This window comes from Nitrosomonas communis (genome assembly GCF_900114745.1).
Lineage (GTDB): Bacteria > Pseudomonadota > Gammaproteobacteria > Burkholderiales > Nitrosomonadaceae > Nitrosomonas > Nitrosomonas communis_A.
Genome location: NZ_FOUB01000059.1, coordinates 1 through 20,738, shown reverse-complemented (window position 1 = coordinate 20,738; position 20,738 = coordinate 1). Strand labels below are relative to the sequence as shown.

The following is a 20,738-nucleotide window of genomic DNA, read 5'->3' as shown; positions in this document are numbered from 1 at the left end:
AGCGCCAGAAAAATAGCGTTTTGCGCCACACTCAAACGTTTTGCCCGCTCGTACTGATAAGCATCAGGATAATCGCGAATATCCTGCCGCAACACATCAAGATCAATCTTGCGTTGGCGAAACCCTTGAGGTTTGCGATGGATGTTCTTAACCCAACGCGTCACGCTCGCCACGCCAACATCAAACCGGGCCGCAACCTCGGCTATCGTAAGTCCTTTTTTCTCTCTGACAGACAGGACTTTACGGCGGAAATCCAGTGAATAGGCCATCTCTAAATTATAATCAAAATTATCTGGTTGTGCTATAGCTTCTTCGCTTGTTACAAAAGGAGCGAATGTCTTCTATGACGAGTATGAGCAGGCAAATCTTTGGGGGAAAGATTTATATGCTCATTTAACAAAAATATATCGAGATGAATCTAAATATTGCTTAATGCTGTTATCAGAAAGTTACGCTAAAAAACAATGGACAAGCCATGAACGAAAAGCAGCACAAGCTAGAGCATTTACCGAAAATAGAGAATATATTCTTCCACTAAGGCTCGATGATACTAAAATTGATGGAATATTAGATACTACTGGTTATATTGACTATCGGAAAGTTCATCTTGAAAAAGTTATTGATCTCATAGTCAAAAAAATATATCAATATAATCGTGATAACGGAATCACTTATGAGATTGTTAAGGTAGAAGATGTTTTTCAAAAACAAGCTATTGGGGTAAATAGAGGTCGCCCGATCACAGACAAAGACATGACAACTGAATGCCCTGCCTGTGGAACGATGCAATTACTTTCAGAAGCATCTTTATCCCTTGATGAAGATGACACGATTTACACATGCAAAAACGGTTGCCAACCAATCGTTGTTGTAAGCCGCCCTGGATTAGTGGCTTGGCCAGGAAGAGGCTATCGGCTTGGTGAACACGCTATAAGAAATACGCGAAACATTTATGTCAAAACAGAGAATATGAGAGTTCCAATGATAATAAATGCATCAAAAGCTGCTTTAATGAAATTAAGGCCAAGCAGCTAACAAGTTGGCCAAGTTGACTTGACGCCAAAAAGCGGCACAACTTACCTAGAACGTTATCTCCGTTAAAATATTTTTACGCTATCTCACTACCTACTTTTGGTCTATTTCTATTGATGAATCATATATTGGTGACATCCATTGCCAAATCAAGTTTAAACTTCTAAACATGAATAGCAATTAGACGTGATTTAACGCATAGTTAACGCGGGTGAAATTTTTAAGTAAGGGCCTAGTAGCCTGTAGTTAGAAAAATCGCTTAAATCCCCGTTTTTTTGATTTGCTCATTTTCTGAGGCCGCATTTTTTAAATCATCCGGTAGGCGATCAATCTTGTCTGACAGCATCTTTTTCAGATTTACCAAACGGCCTCCTGGTGGATAGTTAAAACTGGGATCAACACCCTTCGGTATACTTTGCACTTCGCCTGAGCGCTTGTTGATATAAGTGTAGGTTTCCTCTTTCGGCGGCTCAGAAGGCTTTAACCCTAGTTCATCCAGCGTGTCCTTATCCAGTTGCGTCACACCGCATTTGCAACGATATGCTCTAATAGGATAGTGCGCTTTCCAGAATGGGTGATCGACCGGCAGTACCAGGCCATCCCAGGCGGAGTGCTCTAGGCGTGGATGCTCAGAGTTGTTGGCGTCGTATTTCAGATAGGGGAAGGTTTCCTTGTTGCGCTGGATTCGCTGCCATTGCCCCTCGCTGTGGGCAGTACGCAGGTTGGTGTCATATATCACTTTGAGGCGACGTGTGCTGCCCAGCTGCACATTTTTGATTTCACCAGTGAGTGGGTCTTGCATGTCAGCTCGTCCCCACCAGCCCTTTTGCATGAGCAATAGTTCAAGCGACTTGCGAAAGGTTTCAAAGGTGGTGCCTTCAACCAGTGCCTCATCTACTGCCTCGCGGATATTGCGTAGGATATCTAATTGCATCGCCTTTGCCACCGTGAACGCTGCCTGATGCTCGGATTGCCAAATATCCTCCCAGCTGAAGCCGATTGCATATCCCTTTTGACGGAAAAATTCAATCGCATCTGCTGGGGGTAGCAGCTTAAATTCAAATGCTGGCATGGTTCAATGTGGGTTAACCACTTTGTTTCTGATTACGCACGCGCCCAAAGATAGCAGCAGCAAATTGCCCTTGCGCGAGTGTCTCAGTCAATTTTGTGGTATCCATCGATTCGATCAGCCCGGCTAAACCTCTCTGGAAATCCTCAAAATTTTCCACGCTGGCAGCCAAGGCGATGATGGGTGCAATCAATGGATCGGTAACGCGTTCCCAGTGGGAGGCCAGTTCATCGGCAAAAAGATCGAATTCGTCCTGGTCGTTCAGGTTAGCGGTGGTTGTGGCCAGTCGGGTTGTTGCGGTGGGTGCTGGCTCTGGTCCGGCTGGTTGTGCACTTATCAACACTGCTTCGCCTTCCTCTGGGGCAGGAATGCGCAGCTTATCCTGCACCCAGGAAACGGGTACCGGCAAGCCGACATCGACCAGCTTGGGCAGTGCCTCCGCATACAGGCTCAGATCCTCCGGCTCGCGTAGATCAAATATAAATTGAGGGCAGCGGCGTATATCCTCAATACCGCCGATGTTTAATACGAGCAATGGGTATATCAGATCACGCGTGAGCGTACCAGCCAGTTGCAGGGCATCCGAAACCATCAGATCGTGGCGCACTTCGTTATGTACATTGCCGAGTGCATTGGTGCTGGATTTGCCGTCGGCCTGGCTGGTGAGCGTGCCCCCCAGGATAGTTTTACTCTGGGTGCGCTCGCACCAGTCCATCATCGCTTGATAGGGATCGTGGTTGCCTTTGGCCGCTTCTTTAAAATCGATCGACATGCCTTCCGGGATGATGCCCGCTGCATCGTGCCCGATCTGCATCACGGCACGAAGCAAGGTAGCTTTCTCATCCTCACCGCTGCCGCTCGGATAGGTGCCCAGGCGTAACGGCAGACCATAGATTTCCAGGAATTCAGCCAAGTCACGTACCGAGTAGTTTTTGAACAGGAACGGCCAGGCGAGCACCCGGTGCAGTCCTGCTCGCGACAGATAACCCGATTTGGCTTTGTGCACATGCGTGATCCAGCCGAACGGCTGCAGCTGCGCACCCTCCAGCGAGAGGTCGCGCAAACGTATCTCTGTGCGTGTAAGACGATCAGTCATGAACCAGCTTTGCGGGCGATGATCAATCTCCTTGGGCAACCAGTTGTTTCCCAGTCGCTGCCATTCTATTTCCAGGCAGGCAAAACCGTGGCCGATCGCGTCCAGGCAATCAAGCATCACATCTTCCAGATTGGGAGAATCTAACAGTATTTCCTTAATTGCAGCGGCTGCTTTCTTTTCTTTGGCGGAGGGGTTGCGTGGCGGTGCGATATCCCAGGTGCCGGTCAACAATGCACGCTTGCGCTTGCTCATCTCGGCATAGATATGACCGTCCTTTTCTTCCATGTCCAGGAACAGATCATGCTGTGCGCGGATGTCACCTTGTTCGGCGCTTTCCAGAATACGTGCGAGTTTGGCAGGGGTGAGCCCCCGGCTGGGGTGGTTGGCAAATTCACCATGCAAATGACCAACCTTGGCGGTTTGCGACTCTTTCAGCTTGCCCGTGTCGATTGGGTTGCCATACATATCGACTAGTTTTACCATGCGCCTCCTTCATTTTCTGATTTAACCGCACTTTGGTATGCCATACCGCCGGAACGGGTGGTGGCTGCCATCCACAGCATATGCAGTGCATCCGGGCCATCGTCATGATCTGCTTTGGGAAAATGCCTGAGCTGATCGATCAGCGTGGCTTGAGAGGGATGCAGGCGGATAAGCCCATTGGCCATATGCGGTTGCAGCGTTTCTATTCTGAGTAATTTGTCTGTGCTGGGAGTGATGGCGGTGGCTGGTACCGGCACGCCACGGGCAGCAGAGCGCTTAACCAGCTCGGTACGCAGGAATTCCTGGAACTGGATCACCTCCACCACCCACAGCACGCAGCGATACTCAGCCTGCAATTTTATGATGTCCTCAATGATGCGATCTGGCAGGCGTTTCTTGATTAATGCTTCCACTACATCCAGAATGCCGGTGTGACGGTTGAAACCACCTACCAGCAGGGCGGAAGGGTCACGGCTTGCGCCATGTTTGCCTAGGCTGGGGTCGCATGCGCCAAAGAAGCGCCACTCCATCAGCCGGTTGATCCAGAACTGGATGCAGTTGGCAAAAGGCGCATCATCACCGGATACGGGATCATTTTGTTGTTCAGAATCGAATGCCGGGCGGCCATCACGCGCACGTTTGACCATCAGCTTGTAAAGTGGCTGGGCGGCAGGCCAGGAAACGATTGAGCCTGCTTCCATTTCTGTTTTGCGCTCCTGGTAAAACGCTAATGCCTCCGCTTCACCCTGGTTAAGCAATAGCTCTTCCCACTTGTCCCACAGATCCATTCTATGCGGCCATTCGATTACCGCCCTGAATTTGCGTGCGTTCCATAGCGGGTTCTTGATCAGGCGCGCCAGCACCGAGTCATAGTGCAGAATAGTGCCGATGATGACCACGTCCATGCTGTCATCCGCCGGGCCGAGTGATAGCACGGTTTTCTTCAGCCATAATTCTAATTTGTCGCGCTGTTCTGGGCTCCTGACATTTTCATCATTTTCCAGATCATCACCGATTACCAGATCCGGGCGGTGTGGGCCATGACGCAGACCGCGCATGCGTTTGCCTGAGCCGAATACCTGTACTTTGGCATCGTTACTGGTTACGATAGTACCGACTTGCCATACGCGCCCTTGGCCGGTAGCCTGCGGGTAATCCATCATCAGACGCGGGTTGAATTGCAACTCGGCTTTGATCGCCTCCAGCATAGGCAGCGCCTGATCTAGTGCATCCATGATGATGACTGGATAATGTTTGCGCTGCGTGACTATGCACCAAATGACGAAGATCTGCGTCACCAGCGTTGATTTGGCATTGCCACGTGGCGCGGCAATGGCGTCATGATCGCCCGCGCCGTTATCGACGATCTCTTTCAATCGCTGATACAGGAAGTCATGCAGTGCTGCATTGGGATGCTTGATATAGTGCGGAAAATAAGTGCGCGTGAAGAATTCGAGATCATGCTCTGCACGCGTGAGCCTTTCTTTTCTGGCTGCGCTATCTGGAGCGAAGCCATCAACATTCGCCTCGATCTGGCGGCGGAATTCTGCGGCTAGCTGTATCAGCTCCTGCAGGAAGGCTTTCTGGGTGGTTTTAGCCATAGCGCTTTCCAATGCTCTCGCCAAATGGCAGCAGCACTTCTTCCATGGCAGTCGCATGCTGCGGGTAATGGGTCTGGATGAACTGCACCAGGTCGCGCAGGATATCGGCGGCAAAGCTCAGTTTGTCCAGTTTTGGATTACCCTTGGTGACCGCGTTCATGGTTTTAGCATAGGCATCTGAAATACGTGACAGCACCTCCGCTTTATCCAGCGGTTTGATATCTTTGCTATTTTTGACGTCTTCCAGTGTGCTCTGAAATAACAACACAAAATCTTCCATCACAGCGGCGGTGACCGCTTCAGCGCCTTCCCCAGAAAGGCGGGCAGCTGCGCGCGCCCGGTCCCAGTCGTCACCATTTTCGCGGGCCACATCTTTCCAGCGCCGGATGGTGCTTAATGGGATGTTACATTTGCGGGACACACCTTCCAGATTTAACGCTTCATAGATATAGACCGCACGGGCTTCGGTTATTGTTTTTGTAGAATATGCCATGCCGCACTTTACAGGCCGATCAGGGATTTGCCTTTCTCGATCATCAGCGCGATGCCCACTGATACCAAGCCGCCACTGACTGCACCGTTGATGGCTGATTTCGTCTCGACCTTGCGCAGACGGGTATCTAATTTATCCAGCCGGGCATTGCTTTCATCCTGCCTCTCGATCATGAGATCAAGCTTACCCTTGATTTCTCCAAGCAACAGCGTGTGTTCGTCAGTCATTTCATAAACCTCTTTTTATGGTTAATTCGTGTTCTTGCTGACAATCGAGGCAGCGGGTTATACCCTTGATTTCTCGCCTGGTTTGCGGGATTTCCTCGCCACAATCCTCGCAGTGGCTAAACCCAGGCGCTTGCGTTTCAGGCCGGATCGCGCGCTTTTGCGTGTACTCATACTCTGCCAGCTCGATTGCTTGCGCTAAATCGTCCTCTTTCACTTATTCTCCCTTTCCGGTGGAGGGGTGGCCCATTCCACTAATGCTTTGTGTTTCGCCTGGCACTCGTAATACAGCGCGGAGCGCTCCAGACTGTTGCGCAATAGGGTCGCCAGCCGTCCGTCCGCAGCAATCGGTAGATCCGAGCAAAGGGAGGTCAGCGAGGCTGGAGGTTGGCGGGTTGGGGACACTTGCAAAGGGACGTGAGTTGTAGAGGTGCAGGCCGTAATCATCCAGACTACAATCACCATAACCGCTATTTTGATCAATGTTCTCATCAGCTTTTTCCTTGATTTTCACGTAAACGGTGCGCACGGTTTCACGTGCAGTTTCAAATTCCTGAGTAGTTTTAAGCTCAGCGTTGGCCTGCTCGATGGCTTGTTCTTGCGCTTTTTTGACGGCTTCTTCGATGGCAAATGCCTGCCTGGCCAGGCAGGCATTCTTGCCATCGCGATGGCCTTGGTAGTAGCCGATGCCGAGCAGGGTGGATGCGCCAAGCAAAATCGCTAACCAAAAGTAAGGTGAAAATAACGTGTTCATTTGTTATTATCATGCATGCACAATTCATATTCTTCTTGTCTGCGTTTAAGTAAGCCTTTTAATACTCGCCCACCTGCTTTCCGCCAGCGCAAAATTTCGGTGCATGCTCCCGTATAGTCGGGTGGGGTCTGCTTTAATTTTTTTACCAGAGTGGATTTACAGAAAGCGGTAGCACCAATGTTGTATGCAAGGCTGACAAAAGCATCACCTTCATGTTGAAAAACGGGCACATCCCCAATGCAACGGCTAATTTGTTTGGTGATCTCGTTCGCATCACGGTATAACATCCCCAGTGCGCGCACCGGGTCTGTTTGATCCCCCGACTCGACATCAAGAGTGGTACCAAAACCAATGGTCTGCACGCCCACGCCATCATCATAGGCATGCTCACGGTAACCCTCAGACCAAGCAATCGCTACCAGCGCGGCAGCGGAGAGGCTAATCAGAGCATTGCGCTTATTTTGCATCTTCAATCTCTGATTCATCCAGGATATGACTAGGTAACGGGCGCATCTCGTTTTTCAGCCAATCGACCACTAAAAATCCTGGACATTTCTTATGCATCTCCGGCAGATCACGATGCCCCAGCACTCTAGGAGTTTCACTCTCCTTCCCACCTTGCAATAGCACGATATCCGTCGTCAGCCCACAAACACACTTCTCCAAGCTCTTCCATTGTTCGTGAGTAAATTTGTCTGTGCCGATCAGGCAGATACCAATACTCTTGGTGTTATAGTCATGAGCATGTTCACCCACCTCATCAAAATGGCGGCCGGTTGCGACTGCGCCATTGGGGTAGATCACGAAGTGATAGCCGATAGAAGTCAGGTTAGGGTTTTGCCTCTGCCTGAAATCAGTTGAGCGATAAAAACCACGCTTGCGGTGCCAGGCGTCAATCTCCTCAACGGAGACATGATCGCCATTTAGCGTATTCGAACAGTGGATGATGATGCTTTTGATTTGTCTTGTCATGCCGCCATGATGACAGCATGAGAGAGGACAAATAAGGAGGAAGTAAGTCCTCCTGTGGGTTTTAGGTGGATTAAGTTAGGAGGTTATGCGGGTTTTAGAGGTTACCAAATGGCTGATAAATGATGCATTCTATAAATTCCTGACAGAACTTAAATATTCTGTAAGGACGCAAAATTATGCTCTTTACCAAATATATAATCTTTTACATTAAGAAGTAGGACAAGTTTACAGAAATTGCAGCTTTCTAATATTAGCTTTCCTTATTGTCAGTAAGTTTTTCACGGTGATTAGGAAAAGGTGCTTCTGATGCTGTGCTAGTTAGGCAACTCTCCGCTTTAGGAAATTCATCATAAGCGGAATCATTTCTGATCCAAGATGAAATTTCAGAAATCAGGTCTTCCTCAGGTAATCTGTTGCGGCCTTTAATCGCACATTCCCAGATAATCAGTACTCTCCATCCCGAGTTCCTAAGTTTAGCCTGAGCATTCAGATCACGTCCTTGATTCAGAGTCAGTTTTTTTTCCCACCATTCAGTACGGGTAGCTGGCAGACGGAACTGATGACAATGATGCATGTGCCAGAAGCAACCATGAACAAAAATAGCTGCTTTATATTTGGGAAGAACGATATCCGGTTTACCGGGCAATTCTTTCAAATTCAGCCGGTAACGGAAACCACAGGCGTGCAGACGCTTACGCAACCAGATTTCAGATTTTGTATTTTTGCCCTTGATTGCCGCCATATTGCGGCTTCTTTGCTCTTTACTGTGAACATCAGCCATTTGAATTTCATGATAGCACTTACTTATTACGCGGTTTGTCAATAAGTAAATTAATTTATTTGCTCTTGTACAATCTCCTGCATGTGTAAATAATGGTACAAAATAATACAATAACATAACTACATGCCGTCAGGGGACAACACTTATATGTCATCAGGGGAACAAAAAGAGTCTGTAAATCAGGATAAATTTGATCAATTAGCTCAGAAATGTGCTGCCTTACAAAGCGATATGCATTTCAGACATATCTATGACACACCAGTCATTGAGTTCTCCAACACAGGAAGAAGAGGAGATAAAAAATACTTTGTTATAACATTGCGGGCTTTGCGTCAGACTCTTATCGATATAAGAAACAATCTAGCCGTGTTTGAAAAAATCCAAAGCTATGTTGAGACCCCATGGCGTGATGCTTTCTCAGAATATATCACTGATGAAGCAACTAATGCGCTATCAACAGTTCAGACTTTGCCATTGTTCAGCGTGATCGGCAAAGTGATTCATGTCACAAACAATCTGCCGAGAGATGAATATCAGGATAAGGTAGCGAGCCTTAAAAAAGAATATCTTGACCATACAATTGAGTGTCTGTCATCGCAGATTCCAGATGAGGAGCAGATCAAGTCCAAAAAGTCTGATTCTACGCCATCTGTAACTCATGCAGTTAACAGAATCTATTACGGTGCGCCCGGTACAGGCAAAAGCTTTGCGATAGACCGGGAAATCAATCATGAAAGATCATTCAGGATCGTTTTTCACGCTGACACACAATACACAGATTTTATCGGGTGCCTCAAACCTGTCGTTGAAGAGGAAGGACTCTCATATGCCTTCAGACCAGGTCCTTTTACAAATGCACTTCTGGAAGCAATACAAAACAATGGTAAGCATTTCTGGCTGGTAATTGAAGAAATTAACAGAGCGCCGGCTGCTGCAGTTTTCGGAGAGATTTTTCAACTGCTCGACAGAACCGATACCGGAGAAAGCAGGTATGGGATTACTCCCTCGGATCCTGAACTGGTTAAATATATGGAAAGAGAACTCGGTGCGAAAATGGGAAGTTTTCAGATTAAGATACCTTCAAACCTGTCCATTCTTGCGACTATGAACAGTAGCGATCAGGCTGTGATGCCAATGGATACGGCATTCAAGAGAAGATGGGAATTCAGATATATTCCTCTCAACTTCGATGTATGTGCTAATGGTTCATTTAACCTTCATCAGTCCGGGACTTCTTATACTGTCAGTTGGAAGGATTTCGCACTAACTATAAATAAAATTCTGTCAGATCTGGGGATTCCTGAAGACAGGCACCTTGGCCCTTTTTTCCTGAATGACCGTGAACTGGCTGGTGATGAGCCTTCATCAAAAGCGCTGACTGGCAAGTTATTCAAATCAGCCCACAATCGTGGTGTATGTAGCGAGCCATCTTCACCTATCGTGAAGGTAGTCAAACGAGAGGCAAATGTCTCCGCCACAATGAGCGTACTGCCGTCCGAGGTAATTACGCTGCCATTCGGAAAGATCAAGCCACTTGCGGTGATACTGCAATGACCATCTGGCTCGACCAGCACCAGACAGGTTGCAACGGGTGATTCACCACCATGCAGATCATAGCCAAAATTACCTACATAAGCTCGGCCATTAGCCGCCACCACCATGTCGTTACAGTGAAATGGCGCCAAGCTGGAAAGATCAGCATGCAGTATCAGTCCCTGTTCAGTCAGGCGATAAACCTTGCGTTCGGTCATGGCAACCAGCAACAACGTGCCATCAGGCAGCCAGCCAAGTCCTCCAGGTAAATCTTCGGTTTCCAACTGACATTCCATTTGCCCATCTAGGGTCACCGTAAGCACTCGTCGTGCATGCTGGTCAGTGAACCAGAGGCGATTTTCTCGCCAACGCGGTGATTCAGGAAAAGCCAATCCCGCTAAAAGTATTTCGGTGTCTGAATTCATGAGCGGCTAGGTTCCTTCATAAAGCCGAATCGATGGATGATTGAGTCTACAATCTTGGCCACGGGCTGGTCAATATCGAGGACGAATTCATTATCGGGCAGTTCTAATGCATCAAGCTGGCTTTGCAGCAAATCGACTGGCATAAAGTGATCTGATCGCTGCAACAGTCGCTGAGACAGGAGAAGCCGATGCCCGGTGAGAAACACAAAATGCACGCGCCCGGGATTGATGCAAAGTATATTCCGATAACTTGCCTTTAAGGCAGAGCAGGCCAGAATGACGCGGTTTCCTCGGGCAAGGTGCGCGCTGAGTTCGGCTCGCAGACGATATAGCCAAGGCTTACGATCGGCATCTTGCAGGGGTTCCCCCCGTTGCATCTTCGCTATATTCTCTGCAGGGTGAAAGTCATCTCCCTCAAGGAAATCCCAATGCAACCGTTGGGCGAGTGCCTTACCTACCGTCGTTTTTCCTGATCCCGAGACGCCACAAATGATCACTACCTGTCCTTCGCTCCCCGGCACTGATTCTGCCCGATGATCTCGGGCTGCTGGCTCAGCAGCCATGGTCCATAACGGGGATTGCTAGCAGGAGATAGCCCCAACGAGGTAGATCGAAGCAATATTCATTAACCGAAACTTGCTTGATCCAGGATAGCTTGCCGGCGTCCATTACATCCCGCCAAGATTGAATTTTTACAATTTGTAAAACTGCAAGAATTACTTTAGATGCAAGCTCACGAGAGCAAGATAACTTTTCTTTTGCCATAATCGATTTATCCAGGAATTAACATAAATTAAGTCATAAATTTTTAGGAATTCTTATTCTAGCAGTGTGCTGGCAAAATCATGGAGTCGATGCGGCGCGAGGTGGATATCGGTCGACTCGCACCGCCGCGGCCCCTGGACGGGCGATGGCGCGGCGTTCATCCCGCTTTAGCTCAACACGACTACGCTTTAGCTTTCATCTGCACCAACCGGGATTATCGGTCGTATAACCCGGTTGTATTCAGATTGCGTTCTCAATAGATATTTCCATTTTGCTTACCCAGAGCATCGGCATTTTCGCGAACGCCAAGCATAATCCTCTTCAATTGTTTGTGATTCTGGATGAATTAACGGCTAGAATAAGTACAATATTTTATTGATTATGCAGAATGTCCAAAGATTCCAAAAATTCCAAGCAATTCTTACCTTTGTCTCAAGAGGAAATGGATGAACTCGATGACTTTTTGATGTCTGATGCCACGTCAGATGAAACCCTGATGCTGGATGCGTTAGATGGTTATCTGACTGCTATAGTATCCGGACCAATCACATTAAAACTTAGTGAATGGCTACCCGGTATATGGGGGCCATCAGAACAAGATAACCCTACATTCAAAACCAAAGTCCAGGCCCAGCGTATCCACGAATTGATTATTAGGCATATGAATAGCATCATCTGGAGCCTTCATGATGATCCGGATGCTTATGAACCAATATTCGGCGCCAGGATTTATGAGGCGCAAGAATATATCGATGCTGAGATGTGGGCCTATGGCTACATGCGTGGCGTAGAGTTATGCCGTGAACAGTGGCAGCCAATATTGGATGATCCGAATGGGTCGGTAGCTTTACGTCCTATCCGTTTGCATACTGCTGTCGATGTCACACCGGAAGAAGAATTGCTAATTAAAACACCAATCCAGCGTGAAGAACTTGCTAAGCAAATACCCGCCAGCGTAGCCTGGATTTATCGTTATTGGCTGCCCTATCGGCGGGCTACTTTTGAACGTTCGGTTGCCACCACATTTCAGCGAGAACACCCAAAAATCGGGCGTAACGATCCATGCCTTTGCGGCAGTGGGAAGAAATACAAGAAGTGCTGTGGAATAGCGATGACATTGCATTAAGACAAATTGCAGCATTTCTTCAGTAACTGCGTGTAGATACTCTTTCATCATCTCTTAGCGCGCCGGCCAAGGCCGAGTAAGCGATGCAACGCCAGACGGGGTAGGGGCTGCCCGTAGCGGGGTGTCACGCGGGTGCCGGTTGCCCCGGTCCGCTTCGGTGGTTTTTCGGGGGAGAGTAGGCGCAAACTGGCTCCTCAGGCGCGCATAGTGGGCCGCTGCGGGGCGGTTGCGGGGCCCGGCATGGGGGTTAAGTCATCCCGTGCGCTCCCGGCGTCCCCTGGAAGGGCGATAGCGTGGAGTTCATTCTGTCTAAGCCCAACGCGACTATGCTTGAGTTCTCAATCTCACCAGACGGACCATCGGTCCGTATTAATAGTGATACTCCAGAGGCGTTTTTCTCAGCAAGCAAAGACTGAATCATTTTTACTTGAGGGGAGAAGTAAAAATCTCTATATTGGAAAGTTAATTTTAGCGGGATGTATTTATAACTCCCCGTGTTACTTGGACGAAGGATATGGGTTTAATGAATTTCGATCATAAAACGATTCAACGGCTAGAAGTTGAAGCTGTATATGGGACGCTGGACTTATTTTATAAGACTATCCTGACTACCGCGCAGTACAAAAAATTTATCCTGATTGGCGAAGCCACACATGGCACGACGGAATTTTATCGCATCCGCGCAGAGATTACCAAAAAACTGATCGAACAGGGGTTGTGCGACGCTGTTGCAGTCGAAGCTGATTGGCCGGACGCGTACCGAGTTCATCGTTATGTCTGCAATCGTTCCGATGACAAGGAGGGCCAGGAAGCGTTGTCGAATTTCGAACGTTTTCCGTCCTGGATGTGGCGCAATACGGAGGTCTTGGATTTTATCGAATGGCTGCGCGGCTTCAATAAATCAAAGAAATTTGATTCTCCGTGCAGCTTCTACGGTATGGATCTTTACAGCCTGAATGCTTCGATCGAAGCCGTTATCACCTATCTCGATCAAGTCGATCCAGTCGCTGGAAAAGCCGCGCGTGAGCGTTACGCCTGTTTTGGTCAATTCAACAATGATCCGCAATCCTATGGTCTGGCGACGGCTTCAGGCGTTCTCGACCACTGCGAAGAAGAAGCCGTTCAGCAGCTTATGGAGATGCAACAGAAAGCGCAGCTTTATCTGGAACACGACGGCATGTTCGCAGGCGATGATTATTTCTCGGCTCAGCAGAACGCTGAAATCGTGCGTAAGGCCGAAGAATATTACCGCGCCATGTATCGCGGTCATCCTAATACCTGGAATCTGCGGGACTGGCATATGTTTATGACCCTGGAAAAGCTAGAGAATTATCTGGGCCTGAAAGCCAAGCGTGACATGCGCATCGTCGTCTGGGCGCATAATTCGCATCTTGGCAATGCGGCAGCTACGGAAATAGCTCGACGTGGTGAAGTTAATATCGGCCAATTAGCCAAAGAAAAATATGGTGATGAGTGCCTGAATATCGGTTTTTCAACAGCGCGCGGAACTGTTACGGCAGCTTCAGACTGGGATGGACCGCTGGAAACAAAAACAGTGCGTGAACCCTTGCCCGGCAGTTATGAGGAGTTATTCACAAGTCTAAAAACCAGAGAATTCGTTCTCGATCTGCACAAGCCTGAAATAGTAAAGGCCTTAAAAAAAGAACGGTTGCAACGTGCTATCGGGGTGATTTACCACCCGGAGACAGAACGCTGGAGTCATTACTTTCATGCCGAACTGCCCAGGCAATTCGATTTCATGATTCATATCGATGAAACGCATGCACTTGAAGCCTTGCCCACCTTTCCGCACGAACGACCAGGCGAATTGGATGAAACTTATCCCTACGGATTGTAAGAAAATTGAAACTCTTTATACATTCAACAATTTTAAAAATGCTGAACAGGAAATTTAGAAGCCTTCTCAAAATAATTTGATGATTTGTTATATAGTTGAAGTGGTGTCCTCAACCATTTCATGAATTCTATATACCTAGCTGATTTACTGACGAGGGATGGGTAAGGCTGATTGTGGCTAAATGCGCATAATTTTTTTCAAGATAGTTTCTAAGAACCATAACAACCGTTTAGTGTTCAGCAATAAGAGTAAGTCATGATAAAGTGAGTCCGTGGTTGGACTCGGGACAGCATTCTGGCTTTGCTCTCCTGTCTCTCGCACCGGACGGCAGCGCGACCCTTGAGCTTAAGTTAGGATCAAGCTGATAAATCTATTGAATTTCTTGCTAAGTATTTATTTGTTAGTATGTCAATGTATGTTTTATCGTAAGGAACTCTTAGCTAAGGTGGCATTCCTAAAAATAATTCTTGTTGATTATAAGAAGGATAATTTGAATTTTATTGACTGATAAGGAGGAGTTATGGCAAAAGCAAATCCCATTCAAGTGCAAAAGTATTTATCAGGCATGGATTATCCGGCAGATAAAGACGAAATTATAGATCACGCCAAAGACCAAGGTGCAGATGATGATATAGTGCAGATACTCCAACAATTACCAGAGAAAGACTACAAAACCGCAGCTGATGTTAGCAAAGCTATTGGTCAAATTGAATGACTGTTTAATTAATCAAACTCATAATCGTTGGTGAGATACAGTAGTAAGACCCCTGCATGCAGCCGTATGGCGCATAAGTAGTACGCTTGCATACAGAGGCGTATGACTCATGGACGGAAAAACCAGAGAGGTTGATGGAATACGCGCCTCAAGAACATGGCAAATGCTAAAAGCCATGGAATCTTAAGGGCAGTGAAACGAAATCATGAATCTGAAGCAAGTAGTTATACTGCGCTATTTGAAATCGGGCTTCAAGGCTATGCTTTCGCGGCAGTTGTTGTCCCCCATCCCGAACTTTTCACACCAGAAACTGTGCAGCATCCACAGTCTCGTGAAGAATGGAAACGCACCTAATACATAATGGCTCGTGTTAAAGCCGGAGACAGCGAACCATGTTTTCTGATACTTAATTGGCTGGCAATACACAGCAAAATCCTTATCTTCATTAAAAATGAATTTTGTACGATTTTAATTATCTCGACGGCTGGATTGGATCGGATTTAGTCAATCAATCTTAGATTGAATAGATATTAATTTTTGAAGCCATCAGATCAAGTTGGAACTGCTATGCATAACTAATATCAATCTTGCTGATCTGTTTTCTGCGCCATGAGGGAGGAATAATGAGTCCTAATGCATGTTTGCAGAGTTAATGCCAGTCAGCATCACACCTGTTTTTATAGGCATAGCCTTGCCGGTAGATACGCTTGAAACCAAATAGTGCCCCGCCCGTACCAGCAAGCGCGTGTGGCTGCTGGTGGCATTAGGCAGTGGCACGGTAATGCTATTGCCGCAATTTTAAATTCCTCAATCTGCTCTCTCTACTTCCGGTGAATTTTTTCCAGGTGGGCATTAGTTATCACCCCTTAACATTTAATACCTGCTTCAAGGTATGCTTGATCTTCACCAAATCCCATTGATTTTCCATGACTTGATCAATATCTTTATAGGCAGCTGGAATCTCATCAATTCTTGCTTCATCTTTAGGACATTCAATGCCTTTAGTCTGTTCCACCAGATCAGCAACAGTGTAAGTTCTCTTTGCCTCATTCCTTCCCAGCCTTCTTCCTGCACCATGAGAACACGAGAAAAAGGATTCTTCATTTCCTAAGCCTTCAACGATGTAAGATTTCGCACCCATACTGCCAGGAATAATGCCTAAATCACCTTTTCTCGCTCTGATTGCGCCCTTACGTGTAACAAGCACATCTGCCCCGAAGTGATTTTCTCTTGCAACATAATTGTGATGGCAATTTATAGCTTTATCGGTAGTGGTGAATGGTGGGAAGAATTTACTCATACACTGCAACATAATATCCATCATGATCCGCCTGTTAAGTTCAGCAAACCTCTGTGCCCATGACACAGCATTAACATAATCATCGTATATTTTGGTATGCTCAACCAAGTAGGCTAAATCTTTGTTGGGCAGATTATCCAAGATGAAGTATCGCTCCATTTCTTCCTTGGCTTTTTCGATAAAATATGAGCCTATTCTATTACCGGCTCCTCTTGATCCCGAGTGAATCATTGCCCAAACGTCATCTGATTCATCTATGCATATCTCAATAAAATGATTCCCGGTGCCAAGGGTACCCAAGTGGTTAATAGTGTTATATCCTTTGGCTTCAGGGTGTCTAGTAATGATTTCTTCATATCCATCAGAAAGAAACGTATTCCAATAATGCGGAACACACTCAATTGGATTACCCCACGCTCCTCTGTCACCCCTTCCTCCGTTGTTGGTTCTTCCATGAGGTATTCTTTTCTCAATCTCTGAACGCAATTCATGAAGATTATCAGGCAGCAATGAGGCTTTCAACGATGTTTTAACCGCAGACATGCCGCAGCCAATATCCACACCTACAGCAGCCGGAATGATTGCGCCTTTGGTGGGAATAACTGATCCAATAGTTGATCCAATGCCAGCATGAACGTCAGGCATTACAGCAACATGCTTATGGATGAATGGAAGTTTTGATAGATCGGATAGTTGGTCTAGTGCTGATTGATCAACTTCATCAGTCCAGATTTTTACAGGAATTCCATTCCTTAATACTTTCTTTATGGTCATTCTTTTTCACCAGTTTAAATTTAGGATGTTGACCAACTTTCAGTAAAAATAATTCCCAGCAATAGGATGATATTTCGGTTTTTCCTCGGGTTAACTACCATTTAACAGTTTTATCTTATCTTGCAATTCCCCAATAAGCTGATAGCTCTCTAATAACAGCAGTTTTAAACTCATCTTTTGTTATTTGTCTATCTCCCGTCTCGATAGTAATATGCGCTTCAAATGGGTCGCCTTCACGGATAACACAATCAGACTCAAGCGCAATAACTCATTCGAAGTCATCAGTCTAGTACATAGAATTTCGGTAATCTTATACTATTTAATGTTGACCAAAATGCTGACCACGCTATGCAAAAATATGACCAAATAAGCCTAAATTGGGTCTACCTCAAATTTGTAACTCATTGACGCATAATATATTCATTAAAATGCGGCGCAGGCTGGCCACTTGCGCATGCATAGTAGTTGCCCGCTGTGTGTGGTCGTTTCGTGGCGGGGATGGCTACCCCCATTCGATTCCCTCGGGTCTCACTCTGGGGAATTTGGGGCCGCTTCGGCCGGCTTCCCCATCAGTACTCGCCGCCATTGGGTTGCGGTGCGATGTTCAGAAAAAGCTCGGTGGATTCTGCCGCAAACCGTTCTTATGCATGAGGGCGGCGGAGGCACGCCATATGGGCGGCTCAGGTTCGGTTTGTGCACACCGGTTCGGTGCCAGGTAAAAAACTACTTTGGATTCTTCATTTAATATCGTATCCCTCGGTTAGCAAAGCTCATTTAACTTGATTTATTTCTTCTTCCCAGCTGGTTTAGATTTGCCTGATTTAGAGGCTCGTGCAGGCTTTACAGCTGCAGTAGAATCTGACAAAGTTCTTTGCCTGGCTTGAATTTGACGGCTTTCTTAGCAGAAATCGTTGTAGTCACCTGTTGCTGGATTTTGACCCTCGCAGATTGCACGTTCATGATATTAAGGAGGTAGGACTCGCTCCAGGGAAATAGATATTACCAGGAGCGAGCTGTGCCGCAGATGTAACGTTTCTAATTAGAGCGTTTTGAGATACTCAAGCAAAGCTTTTTTCTCGTCTGGGGAAAGCGTAGTGCCGAATTCGTGACCGCAGCGGCTGTTTCCGGAATTTCGGTCACTGCAATCCGTAGTCTGCAAGGTATAATCAAACTTGGTTTGCTCAGCAGCAATTCCGATATTGACGATATCATAAGCTGGGCCAACTTTGAACGAACTGACTCGTTCGGCTGCTGGTTTCAACAGCTCCGCCAATGTTGGTACAGATCCGTTGTGAAGGTAAGGCGCAGCTGCCCAGATTCCTTGAAGAACTCGGGATTCATACGCGTAGGCTGGTTTTTCAGGAGCTGCCGGTGCAATGAATGCATCTCGGAGAGAGTCAGTTTCTGGTGGAAACGGTGACTTCAGAATTTCTGCTTGTACCTTATCCTCGACCTTCATTAGGATGGGAACATAATGTTGGAGAATGGTACCGAGGACAGCTGTTCCCAGCACATTGAAAGCGGTATCAACTGGCTTGAGTGGCGAAGCTAGAAGTGGGATTTTTGCACCTTCAAGCACCCCTGTCTTCACAGTACGGCTAAGAATTTCATATTCCTTTGAATCCGTACCAACGTCCTGGATCGGAGTTTTCCAGGTTTTTTGCTCGAAAAACCTGGTTTCACCGGGTGCAATACCATGACAATCAGCGCAACCACCTGCTTCAGTCTTGCGTTCATAAATTGCTTTGCCTTTGCTGGCAAGGGTTTGATCGACCTGCCATGGCCATTTAGGAGGACCGATTTTTTTAATCAAGTCTTCCAATGCGAGTAATCCAGAGAAATTAGCCGAGTTAGTGGCTAGGTAGTCAATACCGAGTAGATGTCCCGCATCCTTTCTAGGATGAAAAACACCAAATACCCCGTAAACTTCACCTAAATTTCGAGAAAGCGCGAGTATGCTGTTGCCATTACTAGCAAAGCCAGGCCATTGCGTTTTGTCCTGAATCGCAGCATTCCAGAGAAACGGATAGCGTACCGGTGCATTAGCTGGCTGGATATTTTCCGGGATCATGTAGGTAGGGGCGGGGCCGATGTCTAACCCAGCGAGCCGGTTGAAGATCATCGATACGGCATCGAGTCTTGCAGGGCCCCAAGGCTGCGTGGGGAGCGCGCGTTCTATCAATGTATGGTAAGGTAGATACCAGGCTTTTACCTCCTCTCGTAGTTTTTCCTTGTCTGCCGAAGTTGATGACGGGCCGAGTACGGCATGAGCAAAATCGGTGAGTGCTTGTTGATTCGTCAAGACCGTATTCACCGCAACATCGAGATCAGCGAGGAAGCTTTGGAAATCAACAATACCAGGACCACCATCGATCCGATACGAAGTACCGGCAACCTCGATTTGACGCGTATGGCAAGCGGAGCAGCTCATGCCAATTTCCTGCCCGTTTCCCCCACTGGTAATAGTAAATCCAACCGGCAACCCGGCAGGTCGACTTGCTTCATTGAGTAAATAGCCATAGCGACTTAGACTTTCATCCATGAATGGTTTGCCATTTGGTTGCTTTAAGGCGACTATCCATTGAAGTGGCATGAGCTGAGATCCCTGATCTCGGCTATAGAAATCGTTCCTGGCAGAAGTTGTCCACTCGGTGCCTTGATCGACGATTACCGGTTCTGCAGCGAATGAAATCGCAGGTAGCAGTAAGGCAAATACTAAGGCCATACTGCCAATTCGGGATACAAACCCGATTTTCAACATTTACTCTCTCCTTAAAAAGTGAATCAGAATATAGTTCACGGCATCCTTGATAGTCTTTGATTTTGCAGGTGCTTTACTCACAGACATGAAGAAATTGGCAGGGGATGAATCCTTTTTAGGTCTGCCCCGCTAGCTATCCTGTATACGGAAGGATAAGAATTTATAAGTAGGTTCGAGTTGATTCCAAGGATTCATTTTGTCCCAATACCATCTTATGTAAATACATGTGCTGGCAGTGTAAAACTTGGGATGGACGTGCTAATAGCATAGAATATGCCAAAGGGGTATGATAAAAAGAGAAGAGCGACTTTTTTCTCACTATTTGATCATTGGGATTTGCTGGGGACATCCGATACCCTCGGGCCTCACTCCGGGCCATTTTGGATCACTTCTGCCGGTTTCCTCCACCCGTGCTCACCGCCATTGGGTTTCGGCCGATGCTCAGAAAAAGCTCGGTGGAAACCGCCGTAAATAAATAAGGTAATCCCCCGGCTATGCCGGGGGACTATTAAAGGTTTGACCGTGTGATACGGTCACCGTGATTCTTTTAGCTTGATCAAGAGCTAGGAGAATCAAATGAGAGATTATCAGAGTTTGGTCCATACGACATGGGACTGTAAGTACCATATCGTATTTATTCCGAAAAGAAGGAAGAAAGTGATATTCGGAATGATACGAAAACACTTGGGAAAAGTATTTCACGAATTAGCTGCGCAGAAAAACTGTCAGATAGTAGAAGGACACCTGATGCCTGACCATGTACACATGTGCATCAGTATTCCCCCGAAGTATTCGGTATTCTACGTAGTAGGATATATCAAGGGGAAAAGTGCAATATCGATTGCGCGGAGATTTACGGGCAAATCAAGGAATTTCACAGATGGTTATTTTGTATCCACGGTAGGATTAGATGAAGAGATGGTCAGAGAATATATCCAGCACCAAGAGAAAGAGGATGAGCACTATGATCAGCTCA

24 protein-coding genes and 1 pseudogene are annotated in these 20,738 nt (G+C 46.9%); 8 read left to right on the top strand and 17 right to left on the bottom strand.

What is annotated here, in order from left to right:
* Positions 1–269: IS630 transposase-related protein (locus BM122_RS16265; RefSeq protein ID WP_074906656.1), on the bottom strand; the 269-nt coding region annotated here is incomplete at its 3' end.
* A 34-nt stretch (positions 270–303) separates the two neighbouring features.
* Here BM122_RS16265 and BM122_RS16260 point away from each other — a divergent pair.
* Positions 304–1,035, top strand: coding sequence for a toll/interleukin-1 receptor domain-containing protein (locus BM122_RS16260; protein WP_074906655.1), 732 nt, complete (start codon positions 304–306; stop codon positions 1,033–1,035).
* Between the two features lie 256 nt (positions 1,036–1,291).
* On the opposite strand, the gene BM122_RS16255 is transcribed toward BM122_RS16260, so the two are convergent.
* From BM122_RS16255 to BM122_RS16210, 10 genes are all read right to left on the bottom strand, one after another.
* A complete protein-coding gene (locus tag BM122_RS16255; protein ID WP_074906654.1) occupies positions 1,292–2,104 on the bottom strand; it encodes a phage head morphogenesis protein in 813 nt (270 codons plus the stop codon).
* Positions 2,105–2,117: 13 nt separating this feature from the next.
* Positions 2,118–3,680, bottom strand: a complete 1,563-nt coding sequence (locus BM122_RS16250; protein WP_074906653.1) for a DUF935 domain-containing protein — start codon at positions 3,678–3,680, stop codon at positions 2,118–2,120.
* Positions 3,674–5,281: a phage terminase large subunit gene (gene terL / locus BM122_RS16245; RefSeq protein WP_074906652.1), complete on the bottom strand. Its 1,608-nt coding sequence runs from the start codon at positions 5,279–5,281 to the stop codon at positions 3,674–3,676. The genes BM122_RS16250 and terL overlap by 7 nt, the downstream gene beginning before the upstream one ends.
* Positions 5,274–5,774, bottom strand: coding sequence for a DUF1804 family protein (locus BM122_RS16240; RefSeq protein ID WP_074906651.1), 501 nt, complete (start codon positions 5,772–5,774; stop codon positions 5,274–5,276). The genes terL and BM122_RS16240 overlap by 8 nt, the downstream gene beginning before the upstream one ends.
* Before the next feature lie 8 nt (positions 5,775–5,782).
* Entirely contained in the window at positions 5,783–6,001 is a 219-nt protein-coding gene (locus BM122_RS16235) for a hypothetical protein (protein WP_046848986.1), read from the bottom strand.
* 1 nt (position 6,002) lies between these two features.
* On the bottom strand, positions 6,003–6,215 hold the full coding sequence (locus tag BM122_RS16230) for a TraR/DksA C4-type zinc finger protein (RefSeq protein WP_074906650.1): 213 nt from the start codon (positions 6,213–6,215) through the stop codon (positions 6,003–6,005).
* The gene (locus BM122_RS16225) at positions 6,216–6,752 is read right to left on the bottom strand and encodes a hypothetical protein (RefSeq protein WP_074906649.1); all 537 of its coding nucleotides are present in this window, start codon (positions 6,750–6,752) and stop codon (positions 6,216–6,218) included. It abuts the gene before it with no gap.
* Complete coding sequence (locus BM122_RS16220; RefSeq protein ID WP_074906648.1) at positions 6,749–7,219, bottom strand: lysozyme; 471 nt, start codon at positions 7,217–7,219, stop codon at positions 6,749–6,751. The genes BM122_RS16225 and BM122_RS16220 overlap by 4 nt, the downstream gene beginning before the upstream one ends.
* Positions 7,209–7,724: an N-acetylmuramoyl-L-alanine amidase gene (locus BM122_RS16215; RefSeq protein ID WP_074906647.1), complete on the bottom strand. Its 516-nt coding sequence runs from the start codon at positions 7,722–7,724 to the stop codon at positions 7,209–7,211. The genes BM122_RS16220 and BM122_RS16215 overlap by 11 nt, the downstream gene beginning before the upstream one ends.
* Before the next feature lie 250 nt (positions 7,725–7,974).
* Complete coding sequence (locus tag BM122_RS16210) at positions 7,975–8,505, bottom strand: very short patch repair endonuclease (protein ID WP_074906646.1); 531 nt, start codon at positions 8,503–8,505, stop codon at positions 7,975–7,977.
* 123 nt (positions 8,506–8,628) lie between these two features.
* Here BM122_RS16210 and BM122_RS24340 point away from each other — a divergent pair.
* Positions 8,629–9,651, top strand: a pseudogene (locus BM122_RS24340) (AAA family ATPase); the annotation flags it as partial.
* An 89-nt stretch (positions 9,652–9,740) separates the two neighbouring features.
* Here BM122_RS24340 and BM122_RS26215 read toward each other — a convergent pair.
* From BM122_RS26215 to BM122_RS16190, 3 genes are read right to left on the bottom strand one after another with little or no spacing between them, the layout of a single operon-like run.
* On the bottom strand, positions 9,741–10,463 hold the full coding sequence (locus BM122_RS26215; protein WP_074906644.1) for an SMP-30/gluconolactonase/LRE family protein: 723 nt from the start codon (positions 10,461–10,463) through the stop codon (positions 9,741–9,743).
* On the bottom strand, positions 10,460–11,026 hold the full coding sequence (locus BM122_RS16195) for a gluconokinase (RefSeq protein ID WP_083398542.1): 567 nt from the start codon (positions 11,024–11,026) through the stop codon (positions 10,460–10,462). The genes BM122_RS26215 and BM122_RS16195 overlap by 4 nt, the downstream gene beginning before the upstream one ends.
* A complete protein-coding gene (locus BM122_RS16190) occupies positions 11,016–11,228 on the bottom strand; it encodes a hypothetical protein (RefSeq protein ID WP_074906643.1) in 213 nt (70 codons plus the stop codon). The genes BM122_RS16195 and BM122_RS16190 overlap by 11 nt, the downstream gene beginning before the upstream one ends.
* A gap of 64 nt (positions 11,229–11,292) precedes the next feature.
* Between BM122_RS16190 and BM122_RS23490 the strand changes: the two genes are divergently transcribed.
* From BM122_RS23490 to BM122_RS23485, 5 genes are all read left to right on the top strand, one after another.
* Positions 11,293–11,457: a hypothetical protein gene (locus BM122_RS23490; protein WP_177198174.1), complete on the top strand. Its 165-nt coding sequence runs from the start codon at positions 11,293–11,295 to the stop codon at positions 11,455–11,457.
* 159 nt (positions 11,458–11,616) lie between these two features.
* Complete coding sequence (locus tag BM122_RS16185) at positions 11,617–12,354, top strand: UPF0149 family protein (protein ID WP_074906642.1); 738 nt, start codon at positions 11,617–11,619, stop codon at positions 12,352–12,354.
* A gap of 523 nt (positions 12,355–12,877) precedes the next feature.
* Entirely contained in the window at positions 12,878–14,212 is a 1,335-nt protein-coding gene (locus BM122_RS16180; RefSeq protein ID WP_256212134.1) for an erythromycin esterase family protein, read from the top strand.
* Positions 14,213–14,732: 520 nt separating this feature from the next.
* Entirely contained in the window at positions 14,733–14,927 is a 195-nt protein-coding gene (locus BM122_RS16175; RefSeq protein ID WP_074906640.1) for a DUF2795 domain-containing protein, read from the top strand.
* Positions 14,928–15,119: 192 nt separating this feature from the next.
* A complete protein-coding gene (locus BM122_RS23485; RefSeq protein ID WP_177198173.1) occupies positions 15,120–15,281 on the top strand; it encodes a hypothetical protein in 162 nt (53 codons plus the stop codon).
* Positions 15,282–15,557: 276 nt separating this feature from the next.
* Here the strand turns inward: BM122_RS23485 and BM122_RS23480 are convergent, their stop codons facing one another.
* From BM122_RS23480 to BM122_RS16160, 3 genes are all read right to left on the bottom strand, one after another.
* Positions 15,558–15,704 carry a hypothetical protein gene (locus BM122_RS23480; RefSeq protein WP_177198172.1) on the bottom strand — a complete coding sequence of 49 codons (147 nt, stop codon included), beginning with the start codon at positions 15,702–15,704 and terminating at the stop codon, positions 15,558–15,560.
* A gap of 82 nt (positions 15,705–15,786) precedes the next feature.
* The gene (locus BM122_RS16165) at positions 15,787–17,001 is read right to left on the bottom strand and encodes an RtcB family protein (protein WP_074906638.1); all 1,215 of its coding nucleotides are present in this window, start codon (positions 16,999–17,001) and stop codon (positions 15,787–15,789) included.
* 1,039 nt (positions 17,002–18,040) lie between these two features.
* Complete coding sequence (locus tag BM122_RS16160; RefSeq protein ID WP_074906637.1) at positions 18,041–19,762, bottom strand: di-heme-cytochrome C peroxidase; 1,722 nt, start codon at positions 19,760–19,762, stop codon at positions 18,041–18,043.
* A 576-nt stretch (positions 19,763–20,338) separates the two neighbouring features.
* Here BM122_RS16160 and tnpA point away from each other — a divergent pair.
* Positions 20,339–20,738 (top strand): IS200/IS605 family transposase (tnpA, locus tag BM122_RS16155; protein ID WP_074906636.1); only part of this gene is annotated, 400 nt, incomplete at its 3' end.

Coding starts and splice junctions, on each gene's coding strand:
- BM122_RS16255 (WP_074906654.1), bottom strand. CDS start 2,104: ATGCCAGCATTTGAATTTAAGCTGCTACCCCCAGCAGATGCGATTGAA.
- BM122_RS16250 (WP_074906653.1), bottom strand. CDS start 3,680: ATGGTAAAACTAGTCGATATGTATGGCAACCCAATCGACACGGGCAAG.
- terL (WP_074906652.1), bottom strand. CDS start 5,281: ATGGCTAAAACCACCCAGAAAGCCTTCCTGCAGGAGCTGATACAGCTA.
- BM122_RS16240 (WP_074906651.1), bottom strand. CDS start 5,774: ATGGCATATTCTACAAAAACAATAACCGAAGCCCGTGCGGTCTATATC.
- BM122_RS16235 (WP_046848986.1), bottom strand. CDS start 6,001: ATGACTGACGAACACACGCTGTTGCTTGGAGAAATCAAGGGTAAGCTT.
- BM122_RS16225 (WP_074906649.1), bottom strand. CDS start 6,752: ATGAACACGTTATTTTCACCTTACTTTTGGTTAGCGATTTTGCTTGGC.
- BM122_RS16220 (WP_074906648.1), bottom strand. CDS start 7,219: ATGCAAAATAAGCGCAATGCTCTGATTAGCCTCTCCGCTGCCGCGCTG.
- BM122_RS16215 (WP_074906647.1), bottom strand. CDS start 7,724: ATGACAAGACAAATCAAAAGCATCATCATCCACTGTTCGAATACGCTA.
- BM122_RS16210 (WP_074906646.1), bottom strand. CDS start 8,505: ATGGCTGATGTTCACAGTAAAGAGCAAAGAAGCCGCAATATGGCGGCA.
- BM122_RS26215 (WP_074906644.1), bottom strand. CDS start 10,463: ATGAATTCAGACACCGAAATACTTTTAGCGGGATTGGCTTTTCCTGAA.
- BM122_RS16195 (WP_083398542.1), bottom strand. CDS start 11,026: ATGGCTGCTGAGCCAGCAGCCCGAGATCATCGGGCAGAATCAGTGCCG.
- BM122_RS16190 (WP_074906643.1), bottom strand. CDS start 11,228: ATGGCAAAAGAAAAGTTATCTTGCTCTCGTGAGCTTGCATCTAAAGTA.
- BM122_RS16185 (WP_074906642.1), top strand. CDS start 11,617: ATGTCCAAAGATTCCAAAAATTCCAAGCAATTCTTACCTTTGTCTCAA.
- BM122_RS16180 (WP_256212134.1), top strand. CDS start 12,878: ATGAATTTCGATCATAAAACGATTCAACGGCTAGAAGTTGAAGCTGTA.
- BM122_RS16175 (WP_074906640.1), top strand. CDS start 14,733: ATGGCAAAAGCAAATCCCATTCAAGTGCAAAAGTATTTATCAGGCATG.
- BM122_RS16165 (WP_074906638.1), bottom strand. CDS start 17,001: ATGACCATAAAGAAAGTATTAAGGAATGGAATTCCTGTAAAAATCTGG.
- BM122_RS16160 (WP_074906637.1), bottom strand. CDS start 19,762: ATGTTGAAAATCGGGTTTGTATCCCGAATTGGCAGTATGGCCTTAGTA.